The organism is Longimicrobium sp., from assembly GCA_036377595.1.
Classification (GTDB): domain Bacteria; phylum Gemmatimonadota; class Gemmatimonadetes; order Longimicrobiales; family Longimicrobiaceae; genus Longimicrobium.
Genome location: DASUYB010000097.1, coordinates 1 through 14,132 on the forward strand (window position 1 = coordinate 1; position 14,132 = coordinate 14,132).

A 14,132-nucleotide genomic window follows, 5' to 3' on the forward strand; every position below is an offset into this window, starting at 1 on the left:
GAATTTGGTTGATGCACCCCGATCGGTTCCACGATGACGTCATCCTGAGGCCGGCCAGACTGTAATCAGCGTCTGCGCAAGTGGTTGCAGGCCGAAGGATCTATCATCGCGGCAGCACGAGATTCGGGGAAACGCACCAATCCTTCACCCGGACCTGGTATCACCCGCGATGGCCGGCATCGGTCCGGGCGGGCAAACCCGCGGCAACAACGACGAAAAGCCTCGCAAACCGCGCGAGGCTTCAACTGCATCCGGGCGATGTGACGGCGCGAATCTCGATGCCGCAGCCTGCGCAGCAGGCTTCCCAATGTTCGAGCCGCGGGTTTACCCGCCTGTCGGATGTCGGCCCGTCGCGATCTCCGCCCTCACTCGATCTTCTCCCGCCACGCGAGCACCTCCGGATCCGCCTTCGGGAACTGCGGGTCCATCCGCCGCAACGCGCGGACGACGGTGCGGGCGACCAGGTAGTCGCGCACGCGCTTGTCGTCGGCGGGAACGATGAACCACGGCGCCCACGGCGTGCTGCAGCGCGAGATCACGTCGGCGTAGGCGCGGCTGTACTCGCGCCACTTCGCGCGCGCGTCCAGGTCGCCGGGGCGGAACTTCCAGTTCTTCGCCGGATCGTCCAGCCGCTCCAGGAAGCGCTTCTTCTGCTCGTCCCTCGACACGTGCAGGAAGAACTTGAGGATGGTGATGCCGTTCTCCGCCAGCATCCGCTCGAAGTCGTTGATCTGCCGGAAGCGCCTCTTCCACACCTTCGGGGGGACGAGCTCCTGCACGCGCGGCACCAGCACGTCCTCGTAGTGCGAGCGGTTGAAGATGCCGATGTAGCCCTTCTGCGGGACGAAGTTGTGCACGCGCCAGAGGTAGTCGTGCGCCAGCTCGTCCTCCGATGGCGCCTTGAAGCTCTGCACGTACGACCCCTGCGGATTGAGCGGGCCGAACACGCGCTTGATGGCGCCGTCCTTTCCGCCCGCGTCGCGCGCCTGGAAGACGACCAGGAGCGCGCGCTTCGCCTCGGCGTAGAGCGCGGCCTGGTAGCGCTCGAGCCGCTCGCCCAGCTGCCGCGTCTTCTCCTCCAGCACATCGTCGTCGGGCAGCCCGTCGGGGCGCGCGGCCTCGGCGTCGCGCAGGCGGATGCGCTCGCGCTGCTTCACCGGCTTCAGCTTCATCCCGTCCTCACGACAAGGGTGGACTCGCCGCCGGCGGGGCCAGCGCCTCGGGCGGCGGGACGTGCGTGGTGAGGCAGAACACCGCCGCATCGGCGGGGACGTACCACGGCAGCGCGGCGCAGACCGTCACCCCCAGCACGTACGCGAGCCGCCGGAAGCGCCCGGCCTGGCGAGGGCCCATCCACCGCCCGGCCAGCCGGGCGAGGTCGTAGGCGACGTTCGCGACGGCCAGGTAGCCCACGAGCTGGATCGCCTGGCCCACCAGCGCGAAGATGGAGAGCTCCACGTCCGTCCCCAGCGCCCACGGATCGCAGAGCGACAGCGCGACGTGGTAAGCGATCCACGCTCCCACCCCGCTGATCGCCACGATCTTCGTGAACCGCCGCTGCCGTGGGCTCCACAACGCCAGCGGCTCGGCGTGCGGATCGGCGATCCCGCCGGCGGGGGCCTCGGCGCCCATCACGCGGTGGCGTAGACGCCGAGCTCGGCCGTTTCGCCCGCGGGCATCGCCGCTTCCCGGCTCTTCAGCGCCTCCTCGGCGGCGGCGTCGACCTCGGCGGTGACCTCGGCCTCGATGCGCTCCAGCACGTCGCGGCCGACGCCCTCGCCCTCCAGCCACGCCTCGAACATCCCCACCGGGTCGCGCTTCCCCCAATCGCGGAAGGTTTCGGGGGGGAAGAGGCTGCGGGCCTCGCGCTCGTCGTGCGTGGCGTGGCCGCCCATGCGGAAGGTGTCGGTGACCAGGAGTGTGGCGCCCTCGCCGGCGCGCGCGCGGTCGGCGGCCAGGCGCGCGGCGGCGAACGCGTCGAGCACGTGGTTGCCGTCGAATCGCCCGCCGGCCACGCCGTACATCGCCGGCCAGTCGTCGAACGCGCCGGCGGAGTGCACGCCCACCCTCGTCCCCAGCGCCACCTGGTTGTTCTGGATGATGAAGATCACCGGCAGCCGCTTCACGCCGGCGAAGTTGATGGCCTCGTGGATCCCCGCGTTCTTGGTGGAGCCGTCGCCGATCCAGGTCATCCCCACGCGGTCCTGCCCGCGCTGCAGGAAGGAGAGCGCGACGCCGGCGATCACCGGCGGCACGTCGCCGATGTTGGAGATGGGCGGGAGGACGCCGTACTCCAGGTCACCCACGTGCAGGTCGCGGCCGCCGCTGGGGCTGTCGGAGGTGCCCAGGTAGGTGCGGAAGATCTCGGCGACGGGCATCCCCATCTCGTGGCAGGCGCCCGCGTTGCGGATCATGGGGGCCACGACGTCGCGGTCCTCGCCGGTGCGCCGCAGCGCGTGCACGGGGCCGATGGTCACCGCCTCCTCGCCCACGCCCAGCCAGGCCTTGGAGATCACCCCGTTCTTCACCCAGCGCTTGAGCGCCACGTCGTGCAGCCGGTTGCGCAGCAGGCCGGCGTAGATGGCCAGCAGCGCGTCCTGGTCCAGCGCGCGGATCACCTCGCGGCGCGCGGGGTCGGCGTCGATCCGCTCGCGGTACTGGCGGAGGAGGTCGGGATCGGGGGTCCAGTCCAGGTACTCGGGCGGGTCGTAGGCGGCGAAGCGCTTCATCACAAGCAACGGCAGGCGGTTCAAGGAGATGGGATGCACCGGAGCATACCGCGGCGCCGGGGGATGGCGCAATGGCGGGTGCGCGTGCCGGATATCGGGACGGGCGTGATCCGTACGGGCGGGTAAACCCGCGGGCTGGAACATTGGGAAGCCTGCTGCGCAGGCTGCGGTCGCGGTCGCCGTGCACGAGGGCCGACCATTCCGCGCTGCCGCCGCGACCGCATGCGGTTGAAGCCTCGCGCAGTTTGCGAGGCTTTCCAATGTTCCAGCCGCGGGTTTACCCGCCTGTCCCAAGCCCGGTGAAGACGAGTATTAGCCGACCGTTAGCCGTTCATCCCCCCATCCAACCATCCGGCGGCGACGTGCAACCAATCCCCGTCCGCTACCGTACGTGGCGCAAGCTTCCCGACGAACCCGAATCTCCGAACCGATACACGACGATGCGCATCCGCACCCTCCTCTCCATCGCCCTGACCTCCGTGGCGATGACGGCACCGCTCGCCGCTCAGGCGCCGAAGCCGGCGGCTCAGCCCTCGCGGGCGCTGGACGCCGCCACCCGCCGCGCCGTGGTCGACAGCGCGGCGAAGCTGCTGGCCTCGAACTACGCCTTCGCCGACACGGGGCAGATGCTGGCCGCGCACCTGCGCGCGCGCCTGGCCTCCGGCGCGTTCGACGGCGCGCGCACCGAGGAGCAGCTCGGCGAGATCCTGACGCGCGAGATGCAGGCGTTCAACCACGACGGCCACCTGTACGCCGCGTACCGCCCCGCGCCGGGCTCGGCCGCGGCTGCGATGCTGGCGGCGTGGCGCAACGGCAACCCGCTGCGCGGCGACGGCCCGCGCCCCGAGCCGTCGGCCGAGGAGGTGGCGGCCATGCGCCGGCAGAACTACGGCTTCACCCGCGTCGACCGGCTGGACGGCAACGTGGGCTACCTGGAGATCACGGGCTTCACCTCCGCGCCCGAGGCCACCAGGGCGATCGACGCGGCGATGGCGTTCCTCTCCCACGTCGACGTGCTGATCGTGGACCTGCGCCGCAACGGCGGCGGCGACGAGATGGCGGACTACGTCGCGAGCTACTTTCTCTCCGACGGAACGAAGCTGGTGTGGAACTACACGCGCATCATGGGTGACACCATGCGCAACGTCTCCGGACCCGTCGGCGGCGCGAAGCGGCTGGACATCCCCGTCTACGTCCTCACCAGCACGCGCTCCTTCTCGGCCGCCGAGGCGTTCGCGTTCACCCTGCAGTCCGCCGGCCGCGCGAAGACGGTGGGGACGCGCACCGGGGGCGGCGGCTACAACAACATGATCTTCCCGCTGACAGACGAGATGGGAATCTCCATCTCCATCGGCAGCGCGTTCTATCCCGCGACGGGGCGGGGATGGGAGGGCGCCGGCGTGCAGCCCGACATCGCCGTGCGGGCGGAGGACGCGCTTGCGGCCGCGCACGCCGACGCGCTGAAGACGCTGGGCGAGCGGGAGACGGACGCGCGGCGGAAGGCGGAGCTGGCGTGGACGCGCGAGGTGGTGGAGGCGGCGCTGCACCCGCTGGCCGTTTCGGCGGCGGAGCTGGCCGCGTACGCCGGCACCTACGGCACGCGCGTGGTGACGGTGGACGGCGGCCGGCTGCTGTACCAGCGCCGCGCCGACCGCCCCACCGAGCCGCTGACCGCGCTCTCCGCGACGGAGTTCGCGCCCACGGGGACGGAGCGCGTCGGCTTCGTCCGCGACGCATCCGGCGCCGTCACCGCGCTGGTCGTCCGCACCGCCAGCGGGTCGACGACGACGTACCAGAAGACGAACTGATTGGACTCACGCAGAGGGCGCAGAGGTCGCAGAGGCCTGATCGGTTCTCTGCGACCTCTGCGCCCTCTGCGTGAGACTTCTTTTCAGGATCTCAGGATGAGGATTCGAGCGTGGCCTCGAGCTGGATGTCGACGCCGGCGAGCGCCTTGCTGACCGGGCAGCCGCTCTTGGTGCCGTTGGCGATCTCCTGGAACTGCGCCTCGTCGATCCCCGGCACCACGGCGCGCGTGCGCAGCTTCATGGTGGTGATCCCGAAGCCGTCGCCCACCTTCTCCACGGTGCAGGCGGCGCGCGTCTCCACGCGGGTGGGCGCGTGGCCGGCCTTCTCCAGCCCCGCCGACAGCGCCATGCTGAAGCACGCCGCCTCGGCCGCCGCCAGCAGCTCTTCGGGGTTGGTGCCGCCCGCGTCGCCGAAGCGCGAGCCGAACGAGTAGCTTCCCCCGATCGCGCCGCTCTCCCCCTCGAACCGCCCGTTCCCCCCCTGCAGCCCGCCTTCCCAGACGGCGCTCGCGTTGCGTGTCGGCATCCCCGCCTCCCTCGTCTCACGGTTCCTGATCATCCGCCCGCGCGGCCCTCCGCCGACCGCGCGCGGGGCGGGGAATGTACCCAGCGCCCCGGGACCGGGCCAGCCCGCCGCTCCCTGTCCCCTATCCCCCCGCAACTCAGTGGCAGGCGCCGTGGCCGCTGTCGCTGAAGCGGTCGTTCACGCCCACGAACTCCCAGTCGTAGCCGTCGGGGCGGAAGACGAGGCGCAGCACGCCGTGCACCTTGTTCTGGTGCACCTCGCTGTTGGGCTCGAGCTTCTCGCGGAAGTCGTAGAACGGCGCGCCGCCGGTGCCTACGACGAACTGCCGGATGCCGCGCTGCTGGTCGGGGTGCCCGTCGGGGTCCTGCGGCAGGAAGCGCTCGTACACGTGGTCGTGGCCGGAGAGCAGCACGTCCACGCCGCCCGCGTACATCGCGCGGAACGCGTACTTCACCCGCTCCGACTCGCCGTGGTCGCCCGAGCTGAAGCGCGGGCGGTGCATGTAGACGAGCGTGCACTTCACGGGGTGGGCCTGGAGATCGCCGCGCAGCCACGCCGCCTGCTCCGACGCGGAGTCCATCGCGGTCTCGCTGTTGAGGACGACGACGTGCCACCCCTCCAGGTCGTAGCTGTACCACCCCTTGCCGCGCGGCCCGGCCGCGGCGCCGAAGTAGTCGTAGTACGGGCCGCCGTGGTCCGTGCGCATGTCGTGGTTGCCGACCGCCGGCCGCGTGCGCGCCTTGTGCCGGCCCCAGGTGGGCCCGTAGCAGTCGCGGTACTGCGCCGGCGTGCCGCCCTGGTACACGTTGTCGCCCAGCGGCGCCACCACGCCGCCGATGTGGTCCAGCAGGCGCGCAGTGGCCCCGTCGCTGCGCCACCAGCACCCGGCGATGTCGCCCGCGGCCACGAGCGAGGTGTGCGGCGGCGGGCCGGGGCGGCGCTCCTCGCCCTGGCAGGCGGCCAGCACGATCAGGGAGATCAACAGCAGGGGGATGGAGATGCGCTGCATGCTGCGGCCCGGGTGCGTCGCGTCGGGGATTGCGTGGGATGATGCGCCTCGGCGGCACCGTGTGGGACAGAGCGGCGTCCGCTAGATTCCTCGCACCGAAGCTATCCTCCGCTCCCGCGCACCGCATCCCCATGTGCCTGGTCCTGCTCGCCTGGGATTCGCACCCCGAGTATCGCCTGGTCGTCGGCGCCAACCGCGACGAGTTCTACGCGCGTCCCACCGCGCCGGCGGACTGGTGGCAGGATGCGCCCCACGTCCTCGCCGGCCGCGACCTGCGCGACGGGGGGACGTGGATGGGGGTGACGCGCACGGGCCGCTTCGCCGCCGTCACCAACTTCCGCGAGCCGCAGGCGTACCGTGTCGGCGCGCCGTCGCGCGGGTTCCTCGTCGCCAACTTCCTCATCAGCCGCGCGCCCACGCTCGGCTACGCGGCGGGGCTGATGCCCATCGCGCCGACGTTCAACGGCTTCAACCTGCTGCTGTTCGACGGGGCGACGCTGGCCTGGTTCTCCAACCGCGCGGCGGGCGCGCGGACGCTGCCGCCGGGCGTCTACGGGCTGAGCAACCACCTGCTCGACACGCCGTGGCCCAAGGTGGTGAGCGGGAAGGCCGACCTCCGCGACGCGCTGGCCGGCCCCGCGGACGAGATGGAGGCCCGCCTCTTCGCCTCGCTCGCCCGCCGCGACCCCGCGTCCGACACCGATCTGCCGTCCACGGGGATCGAGCCCGAGCGCGAGCGGGCGCTCTCCAGCGCCTTCATCGCCACGCCCGAGTACGGCACGCGCTGCTCCACCGTCCTCCTCCTCGGCCGCGACGGTGAGGTGAGCCTCACGGAGCGGACGACGACCCTCCCGTCCGCCGACGAGTGGAGCGAGGTTCGCCACCGCTTCCGCATCGGCGAGCCCGCCGCATCTCCATCTCCCTGAACGGATTGGATTTCTCACGCGGAGACGCGGAGACGCGGAGGGGCAGCCAGGCTCCTCCGCGTCTCCGCGTGAGATCGATCTTCTACGGCTGCGTAGGCTGCTGCGCCGGACGGGCGCCGGTTACGCGTCCCGCCTGGTCCACCGTGTACTCGATCAGCGCGCCCGACGCGGTGCGTACCGTGCGCACGATCTGCCCCGCCTGGTTCGTCGTCTGCCCGACCACGGGAAGGCTGGTGATCGCCCCCAGCGTGCGCGTCCCCACCACCTGCCCGGCGGTGCCCAGCGTCCGCTCGACCAGGTTGCCGGACGCGTCGAGCGTGGTCTGCACCGTCTGCCCCAGCGTGTTCACCGTCTGGCTGAGGACGCCGCCCGGCGCGGTCACGTTCTCCAGCGTCTGCCCCACGACGCCGACCGTGCGATCCACCACGCCGCCGGGCTGCAGCGCCGTGTTGGCGATGCCGCCGACGGTGCCCACGGTGCGGTTCACCGTGCCGACCAGCTGCGTCACCACCTCGGGGTGGTTGTCGACGAAGGTCAGCGTGCGCTCGATCATCTGCGTCACGTTGTCGAGATCGACCAGCAGCAGCGCCTCGGCGTGCACCCCGCGGATCCCCACGTTCACCTGGGCGATGGAGACGTCGGCGCCGGCCTGCACGCGCACCAGGTTGGCCACGGCCGCGTTCAGCGCCACCCGCGCCTGCAGGTTGCTGACCTCCAGCGTGATGCGCTCGACGCAGAGGTCCGGCACCATCAGCACCACGTCGTACGCCTGGTAGGGCCCGGGCGGCGCCGTCTGCCCGGCGGCCACGTTCGCCGGCGCCGCGGCGGAGCGCGCGCACTCCTGCACGGCTGCCTGCTGCGGCGCGCGGTTGCGCTGGCCGGCCGCCCCCGCGGGCACCAGCAGCGCAAGCGCGAGCGCCCCTCCCCATCTCGCCCCTCTTCGCATGCTCCCCCTTCCGCGTCCCGGTGCGCGCGGCCCGGTCGGCCGCCGTCCGGCGCCACCCGCCGGGCAGAAACCATGCCGGGAGAGGCACGGAAGTTGATCGCCCCGCCCGCCGTGAACATGCGTACCCAGCTCCTCGCCCTGGCCGCCGCGACGGCGCCTCTCCTCGCCGCGATCCCCGCGCGGGCGCAGCAGCCGGCGCCGTCGGTCTGCGTTTCGGCGAGTGGAGATTCGGCGCGCGCGGACACGACGTCTGCCGCCGGGCGGGCGGACGTGGTGATCCGCGCCGGCGTCTCCATCCGCGAGCTGCGCTTCGAGACGCGGCCGCAGGCGAGCGCGGCGGTACTCGGCTGCCCGCCGGGGACGCCGCGCCGCGCTCTCCGCCGATCCGGCGCTCGCGCTGGCGGGCGGCGGCCCGTGCGCGACCGTTGCCGGGGACAGCGTGCGCGCCCCGCCCCGGCCTTAGCGGCGGACGGCACGGCCCGTGCTTCGCCGCGCGGCGGGGTGGGGGATGGGGATGACGTTCACGCCGCGGGGGCGGTCCCGGCGGCGGCCATGGATTCCGGAGGTGGGGGGATGAAGGGACCCGCAGTGCTGGCCGCAATCGCGCTGCTCGCCGCGTCCGCGCAGACGGCGATGGCGCAGCAGGATACGACCTCCGCGCGCATCCAGGCGCAGGCGCGTCCCGCCGGCCAGCCGGCGGCGCCGCTCGCCACGGCGCAGACCGGCACGCCGAACTACGACGTGGTGCTGCTCGTCCCCGACCTCTCGGTCGACTCCATCGGCCTCACCGTGCAGGACCTGCGCGCGCGGCTGGCGCTGGCCGCCAACGCCGCCAACCTGGTGACGCTCGACGCCGGCGCCGACGTCGGCATCGAGCGCGTGCGGCTGAGCATCGAGGGCGTGCGCGCCGAGGCGTACCTGTGGGTGGATCTCGACAACGTGTCGCGCGTGGTGAACCGCGTGGTGGCCACCCTCGACCGCAACCCGCAGATCCTCACCCAGGTCCTGAGCACCGTCGACACGGCGGTCGGCGTCGTCGGCCGCGTGGGCAACACCGCGCTGGCGCCCAACGGCGTGGTCGGCCGTACGGTGGGCGTGGCCGGGCGCACGCTGAACAACGTCACCGCGCCGGGCGGGCTGCTGAGCCAGACGGTGAACGCGGCGGGGCAGACGGTGCAGCGCGTGCTCCAGGGCGGCAGCATCGTGGAGCGCACGCTGAACGCGGCGGGGAGCGTGGTCGGCTCGCGCACCATCACGAACCTGCTCTCGCTCCCCGCGCTGCGCGAGACGACGAACACCGCGGGCCAGGTCGTGCGCCAGGTGCGCGACCAGAGCGGCGCCGTGATCGAGCTGGTGCTGACCCGCGCCGGCCAGGTGGTGAGCTCCCGCGTCCTCTCCGCGGCGACCAATCCGCGCTGACTTTTCGGAGGATGAAGAAGGGACGGCCGCGCGCGATGCGGGCCGTCCCTCTTCTTTTTCTCGCGGCGAAGCCAGACTTTTCCGGCAGATGTTGGTCGCGCGTACCATCATCTCGTCCGAGCCGAAGCCGGTAGTCCGCGAAGGCGGACTTCGTGTCGTTGTTGCAGCGATTTCAATCGCCCCCTTCCCCCCTCCCCGGATGCCGCCGCCGCTCTCCATCATCATCCCCACGCTGAACGAGGCGGCGGAGATCGAGGCCGCGCTCGGCGCGCTGCAACCGCTCCGCGCGCGCGGTTGCGAGATCATCGTCGCCGACGGCGGCAGCGCGGATGCGACGGCGGAGCTCGCGCGCCCGCTCGCCGACCGCGTGCTGGCCGCCGGGTGCGGCCGCGCGCGCCAGCAGAACGCCGGCGCCGCGGTGGCGACGGGTGACGTGCTCCTCTTCCTCCACGCCGACACGCGCCTGCCGCCGGACGCGGACCGCATCGTGATCGGGGGATTGGAGACGAGCGGCCGCGGGTGGGGCCGCTTCGACGTGCGGCTGACCGGCCGCCATCCGCTGCTGCGCGCGATCGAGCGGATGATCGGCGTGCGCTCGCGCCTCTCCGGCATCGCCACGGGCGACCAGGCGATCTTCGCGCGCCGCGACTGGTTCGAGCGCGCGGGCGGCTTCCCCGACATCCCGCTGATGGAAGACGTGGCGCTCTCGAAGGCGCTCAAACGCCTCGGCCCGCCGCTCTGCCTCCGCGACGTCGTCACCACCTCCAGCCGCCGCTGGGAGCAGCGCGGGGTGATCCGCACGATGCTGCTGATGTGGCGCCTGCGCCTGGAATTCTGGCTCGGCGCGGATCCCGCCAACCTCGCGGAGAGATACCGGTGACATCCGGGCAGGTAGGTCGGGGCGAATAAATTCGCGGCAACAACCACACGAAGTCCGCCTTCGCGGACTACCGGCTTCGGCTTGATTGCGGGCACTCGTGCACCAGGCCGCCCCACAGTCCGCGAAGGCGGACTTCTTGAAGTTCCAGCGGCAGGTTTCAACCTGCCGTATCTCAACCTGCCGATCCTGGCGGACTCAGCACCCCATCACCCCGTGACGCTCATCCCCTCCACCTGCTCGTCGTCGGGGACGCGGAAGGGCTCGGGCTGGGTGCCGTCCACGTCGGTGAAGCCGTAGATCCGCGCCAGCTCGCCCGCGGTCAGCACGCGGCCTGTCCACCGCATCGCCTCCGCGTCCTCCGCCAGCGCGGCCACGCCGCGGCCGGTGTACTCCGGGCTCTCGGTGGCGCTCAGGTCGAACGGGTGCTGCGCGTGCGCCGCCATCACCCGCTCGGTGCGCATGAACCCCGGCGCCAGCGCCACCGACGCGATCCCGAACCGCCGCAGCTCGCGCGACAGCCCCCACGCCATCCGCACCACCGCCGCCTTGCTCGTGTCGTAGTACAGGTGCCCCACGTAGCGGTCGAACAGCCACGCGATGGTGCTCACGATCAGCGCCCGCGCGGGCACCTGCCCGGCCTGCGCCACGCAGTCGTACGCGTGGCGGAAGAACCCGCGCGTCCCCGGCTCCCACGCCTCGCCCTGCCAGATGTAGAGCCCGCACTTCGCGCATATGCCCACCATCCGCGGCTCTCGCGGCACCTCCGGCGGCAGCATCAGCGGCACGCCGTGGCGCGCGGCGAGGAGGTGGGCGCGCACGCCGGCCTCGAACATCCCCCGCCAGTGCACCTCCACCGGCTGCGTCCAGAACGGGCCGGGGAACTCGTGCATCCGCTCGTAGCCGCCCCATACGTTGTTCACCAGGATGTCGATGCGCCCGCGCTCGCGGCCGACGCGCTCGAACAGCGCCTCCACCTGCGCGCCGTCGGTGTGGTCGCACCGCACCGCGATCCCCTCGCCGCCGCGCGCGGTCACCTCCTCGGCCACGTCCTCGATGGTGCCGCCCACGCCGCCGGCCGTCTCCGCCTCGCGCGAGCTGCGGCCGGTGACGTAGACCGTGGCCCCGCGCTCGCCCAGCACGGCGGCGATGCCGCGTCCGGCGCCGCGGCTCGCGCCCGTCACCACCGCGATCTTCCCGCTCAGCGGCTTCCCGTCTCCCATCTCCACCTCCCGTTCTTCTGGCGATCCGGTTTCCGGAGAAGTAATATAAATGAACGATCATTCGTGAATCGCAAGAGGCACATGTCCCCACGGCTGAAGACGGCGACGGACAGCGAGGTGCTGGAGGCGGCGATCCGCGCGATCTCCCGCACCGGCCCCGCGCGGCTGACGCTGGCGCACGTGGCCGCCGAGGCGGGGCTGGCGCCGGCCACGCTGGTGCAGCGCTTCGGCTCCAAGCGCGGGCTGCTACTGGCCGTCAGCCGCCACGGCGCGCGGCAGAACCGAGCGGACTTCGAGCAGGCGCGCGCGTCCGGCACGTCGCCGCTGGCCGCGCTGGTGGACGTGCTCGTGGCGGGGACGCGCTGGTTCGAGACGCCCGAGGCGCTGGCCAACCATCTCGCGTTCCTGCAGATGGACCTCACCGATCCCGAGTTCCTGGCGCTCGCCGTCCAGGCGTCCGACGCGGTCCGCGCAGGCGTCCGCGCGCTGCTCGACGACGCCGTGGCCGCCGGCGAGCTGGCGGTGCACGGGACGGCGCGCCTGGCCGCGGCGGTGCAGGCCGCGCACGACGGCTCGCTCCTCACCTGGGCCATCCACCGCGACGGGCCGCTGGCCGACTGGGTGCGGCGCGACCTGGAGACGCTGCTCGCCCCGTATCGCCGCCGCGCCCCGTCTCCATCCGTCTCCGCGTGAGGAACAATCACCCCCGCGCCGGGTCCCATCCGCCGTCATCACCCTCGTCTCCCGTGACGCGCGCAACCCATCCCCGTCACGGCGGGGACCATGGAGATGCGGGGAAGTCGCTGCCGCGCCGCGTGATTGCGCGCGGGCGCGGCGGTTGCGACTATTCCGATCCCGGCCGGCAGAAGGTCAGCCGATGAACGACACCGACCGCACGATCATGCACCGCAAGCTCAAGAGCCTGGCGCTGGTGGCCGCCTGCGCCGCCGTCACGCTGGCTGCCTCGCAGTGCGCCTCGTCGTCGCGCAGCGGCGGCCAGGCCGCCGCCGGCGGCGAGGGCGCCGCGCCCGCCGGCGACCCGGCCACCGCGCACTGGACGCGCGGGACCACCGCCCGCGACATCGCCGGGTGGACGCGCCGCAACTGCCGCCCGGCGTGGCACTACCAGGAGTGCGTCGAGAAGGCGCTGGTCTCGTCCATCGACTCCGCGGGGGTCGACAAGGCCATGGGCGCGCTGCTGCTCCTGGCCGGGCAGGACTCCAACATCGCCCGCGACGGGCACGTGTTCGCGCACGGGATCGGCATCGCCGCGTACCGCTCGGCCGAGACGGTGGGGCAGACGTTCGCGCTCTGCACGGCCGACTTCCAGTCGGGGTGCTATCACGGCGTCATCCAGGCCTACTTCGCCGACAAGCGCGGCGGCGAGGCGGGCGTGACGTCGCAGAAGCTGAACGCGCTCTGCCAGCCCTACCGCAGCGCGTCCGGCCGCTGGCTGCAGTTCCAGTGCGCGCACGGCATCGGGCACGGGGTGATGGCGGTGGAGTCGCACCACCTGCTCCGCGCCCTCGACTCGTGCGACCTGCTGAACGACACCTTCGAGAAGCAGGCGTGCTGGGGCGGCGCGTTCATGGAGAACGTGGTCAACGCCACGCAGCCGCATCACCAGTCCGTCACGCAGGTGGCCGACGTCGACGAGCACGCCGGCCACCACGGTGCCGCGAGCGCCCCGGCCGATTCCGCGCAGAAGGGGCACGAGGGCCACGACATGTCGGGCCACGAAGGGCACGACATGGCGGGGATGGACCACGGCGAGCACGGCGGCGCCACGGCGTTCAAGGCGCTGGACGCGGAAGACCCGCTCTATCCGTGCAACGTCGTCAAGGTGCAGCACCGCCACGCCTGCTGGCTGATGCAGACCTCGGCCATCCTCTGGCGCAACAACGGCGACTTCAGGGACGCCGCGGAGAAGTGCGGCACGGTGAAGCCCGAGGAGTTGCAGCGCACCTGCTTCATCTCCCTGGGCCGCGACGCCAACTCGTGGGCCAGCGGCAACCGCGAGCGTGCCATCGGGCTGTGCGGCAGGGCGCCGGACGTGGCGCAGCCGTTCTGCATCATCGGCGTGGTGAAGAACATCGTCGACGTGACGGCGGACGCGAGGGACGGGATAAGCTTCTGCAGGATGGTGCCGGACAACAGCAAGCCGTCGTGCTACCACGCCGTGGGCCAGGAGATCGGCCTGCTGAACGCCACCGCCGCCGGCCGCGAGCGAGCCTGCCGCGACGCCGAGGGCTACGTCGGCGAGTGCCGCCGCGGCGCCGGCCTGCCGCTGCTGCCGACGGAGGAGTAGGCGGGCCCTCACCCGAAAAAACGCGCAGGGCGAGACGTAACAGCCGTCTCGCCCCGCGCGTTTTTTCGACCTCTCCCAAAACAGACTGGGAGAGGTGACTGCGAGATGTAATACCAAATCTCCGGATCGACTGTGCATGGAGGAAGGAATGTCATTCCGAAGGCGCTGCGCCGTCCTGATCCTCCATGCCAGAGCCGTGGCGCCTGAGGAATCTGCGGCCGGCTTCCGCGCGACAGTCCGCCTTTCGCTCGGATGCAGGCCACAGATTCCTCGGGAGCCGCCGGAATTCTGTGCCGACGCGAGGGCGGTGCAGCGGCTCCGCTCGGAATGACATGCTTCGGGCCTTTTCGCCGATCCACAG

The 14,132-nt window shown here is 72.1% G+C and carries 13 protein-coding genes; 6 read left to right on the forward strand and 7 right to left on the reverse strand.

Features of this window, described 5'->3' with window-relative positions; genetic code table 11:
• Window positions 1-365: 365 nt before the first annotated feature.
• From VF092_15565 to VF092_15575, 3 genes are read right to left on the reverse strand one after another with little or no spacing between them, the layout of a single operon-like run.
• Window positions 366-1,172: a PPK2 family polyphosphate kinase gene (locus tag VF092_15565; protein HEX6748715.1), complete on the reverse strand. Its 807-nt coding sequence runs from the start codon at window positions 1,170-1,172 to the stop codon at window positions 366-368.
• A gap of 7 nt (window positions 1,173-1,179) precedes the next feature.
• Window positions 1,180-1,632 carry a hypothetical protein gene (locus VF092_15570; protein HEX6748716.1) on the reverse strand — a complete coding sequence of 151 codons (453 nt, stop codon included), beginning with the start codon at window positions 1,630-1,632 and terminating at the stop codon, window positions 1,180-1,182.
• Complete coding sequence (locus VF092_15575) at window positions 1,632-2,729, reverse strand: thiamine pyrophosphate-dependent enzyme (GenBank protein HEX6748717.1); 1,098 nt, start codon at window positions 2,727-2,729, stop codon at window positions 1,632-1,634. Before VF092_15575 ends, VF092_15570 begins: the two co-directional genes overlap by 1 nt.
• Window positions 2,730-3,169: 440 nt before the next feature.
• On the opposite strand from VF092_15575, the gene VF092_15580 reads away from it, so the two are divergent.
• Window positions 3,170-4,537, forward strand: coding sequence for a S41 family peptidase (locus VF092_15580; protein ID HEX6748718.1), 1,368 nt, complete (start codon window positions 3,170-3,172; stop codon window positions 4,535-4,537).
• A gap of 91 nt (window positions 4,538-4,628) precedes the next feature.
• Here VF092_15580 and VF092_15585 read toward each other — a convergent pair whose 3' ends face one another.
• On the reverse strand, window positions 4,629-5,063 hold the full coding sequence (locus VF092_15585) for an OsmC family peroxiredoxin (protein HEX6748719.1): 435 nt from the start codon (window positions 5,061-5,063) through the stop codon (window positions 4,629-4,631).
• Window positions 5,064-5,199: 136 nt separating this feature from the next.
• Window positions 5,200-6,072, reverse strand: a complete 873-nt coding sequence (locus VF092_15590) for a metallophosphoesterase (GenBank protein ID HEX6748720.1) — start codon at window positions 6,070-6,072, stop codon at window positions 5,200-5,202.
• A gap of 131 nt (window positions 6,073-6,203) precedes the next feature.
• Between VF092_15590 and VF092_15595 the strand changes: the two genes are divergently transcribed.
• The gene (locus VF092_15595; GenBank protein HEX6748721.1) at window positions 6,204-6,998 is read left to right on the forward strand and encodes an NRDE family protein; all 795 of its coding nucleotides are present in this window, start codon (window positions 6,204-6,206) and stop codon (window positions 6,996-6,998) included.
• An 82-nt stretch (window positions 6,999-7,080) separates the two neighbouring features.
• Here the strand turns inward: VF092_15595 and VF092_15600 are convergent, their stop codons facing one another.
• Window positions 7,081-7,944 carry a hypothetical protein gene (locus VF092_15600; protein ID HEX6748722.1) on the reverse strand — a complete coding sequence of 288 codons (864 nt, stop codon included), beginning with the start codon at window positions 7,942-7,944 and terminating at the stop codon, window positions 7,081-7,083.
• 573 nt (window positions 7,945-8,517) lie between these two features.
• Here VF092_15600 and VF092_15605 point away from each other — a divergent pair.
• Window positions 8,518-9,363: a hypothetical protein gene (locus VF092_15605; GenBank protein HEX6748723.1), complete on the forward strand. Its 846-nt coding sequence runs from the start codon at window positions 8,518-8,520 to the stop codon at window positions 9,361-9,363.
• Between the two features lie 199 nt (window positions 9,364-9,562).
• Window positions 9,563-10,243: a TIGR04283 family arsenosugar biosynthesis glycosyltransferase gene (locus tag VF092_15610; protein HEX6748724.1), complete on the forward strand. Its 681-nt coding sequence runs from the start codon at window positions 9,563-9,565 to the stop codon at window positions 10,241-10,243.
• A 206-nt stretch (window positions 10,244-10,449) separates the two neighbouring features.
• On the opposite strand, the gene VF092_15615 is transcribed toward VF092_15610, so the two are convergent.
• The gene (locus VF092_15615) at window positions 10,450-11,463 is read right to left on the reverse strand and encodes an SDR family NAD(P)-dependent oxidoreductase (GenBank protein ID HEX6748725.1); all 1,014 of its coding nucleotides are present in this window, start codon (window positions 11,461-11,463) and stop codon (window positions 10,450-10,452) included.
• An 81-nt stretch (window positions 11,464-11,544) separates the two neighbouring features.
• Between VF092_15615 and VF092_15620 the strand changes: the two genes are divergently transcribed.
• Window positions 11,545-12,156, forward strand: coding sequence for a TetR/AcrR family transcriptional regulator (locus tag VF092_15620; protein HEX6748726.1), 612 nt, complete (start codon window positions 11,545-11,547; stop codon window positions 12,154-12,156).
• A 184-nt stretch (window positions 12,157-12,340) separates the two neighbouring features.
• Window positions 12,341-13,771, forward strand: coding sequence for a hypothetical protein (locus VF092_15625; protein ID HEX6748727.1), 1,431 nt, complete (start codon window positions 12,341-12,343; stop codon window positions 13,769-13,771).
• The last annotated feature ends 361 nt before the right edge of the window (window positions 13,772-14,132 follow it).

Bases quoted from the DNA above. Each gene is read 5' to 3' on its own strand.
- VF092_15565 (HEX6748715.1), bottom strand. From the start codon at position 1,172: ATGAAGCTGAAGCCGGTGAAGCAGCGCGAGCGCATCCGCCTGCGCGAC.
- VF092_15570 (HEX6748716.1), bottom strand. From the start codon at position 1,632: ATGGGCGCCGAGGCCCCCGCCGGCGGGATCGCCGATCCGCACGCCGAG.
- VF092_15575 (HEX6748717.1), bottom strand. From the start codon at position 2,729: ATGAAGCGCTTCGCCGCCTACGACCCGCCCGAGTACCTGGACTGGACC.
- VF092_15580 (HEX6748718.1), top strand. From the start codon at position 3,170: ATGCGCATCCGCACCCTCCTCTCCATCGCCCTGACCTCCGTGGCGATG.
- VF092_15585 (HEX6748719.1), bottom strand. From the start codon at position 5,063: ATGCCGACACGCAACGCGAGCGCCGTCTGGGAAGGCGGGCTGCAGGGG.
- VF092_15590 (HEX6748720.1), bottom strand. From the start codon at position 6,072: ATGCAGCGCATCTCCATCCCCCTGCTGTTGATCTCCCTGATCGTGCTG.
- VF092_15595 (HEX6748721.1), top strand. From the start codon at position 6,204: ATGTGCCTGGTCCTGCTCGCCTGGGATTCGCACCCCGAGTATCGCCTG.
- VF092_15600 (HEX6748722.1), bottom strand. From the start codon at position 7,944: ATGCGAAGAGGGGCGAGATGGGGAGGGGCGCTCGCGCTTGCGCTGCTG.
- VF092_15605 (HEX6748723.1), top strand. From the start codon at position 8,518: ATGAAGGGACCCGCAGTGCTGGCCGCAATCGCGCTGCTCGCCGCGTCC.
- VF092_15610 (HEX6748724.1), top strand. From the start codon at position 9,563: ATGCCGCCGCCGCTCTCCATCATCATCCCCACGCTGAACGAGGCGGCG.
- VF092_15615 (HEX6748725.1), bottom strand. From the start codon at position 11,463: ATGGGAGACGGGAAGCCGCTGAGCGGGAAGATCGCGGTGGTGACGGGC.
- VF092_15620 (HEX6748726.1), top strand. From the start codon at position 11,545: ATGTCCCCACGGCTGAAGACGGCGACGGACAGCGAGGTGCTGGAGGCG.
- VF092_15625 (HEX6748727.1), top strand. From the start codon at position 12,341: ATGAACGACACCGACCGCACGATCATGCACCGCAAGCTCAAGAGCCTG.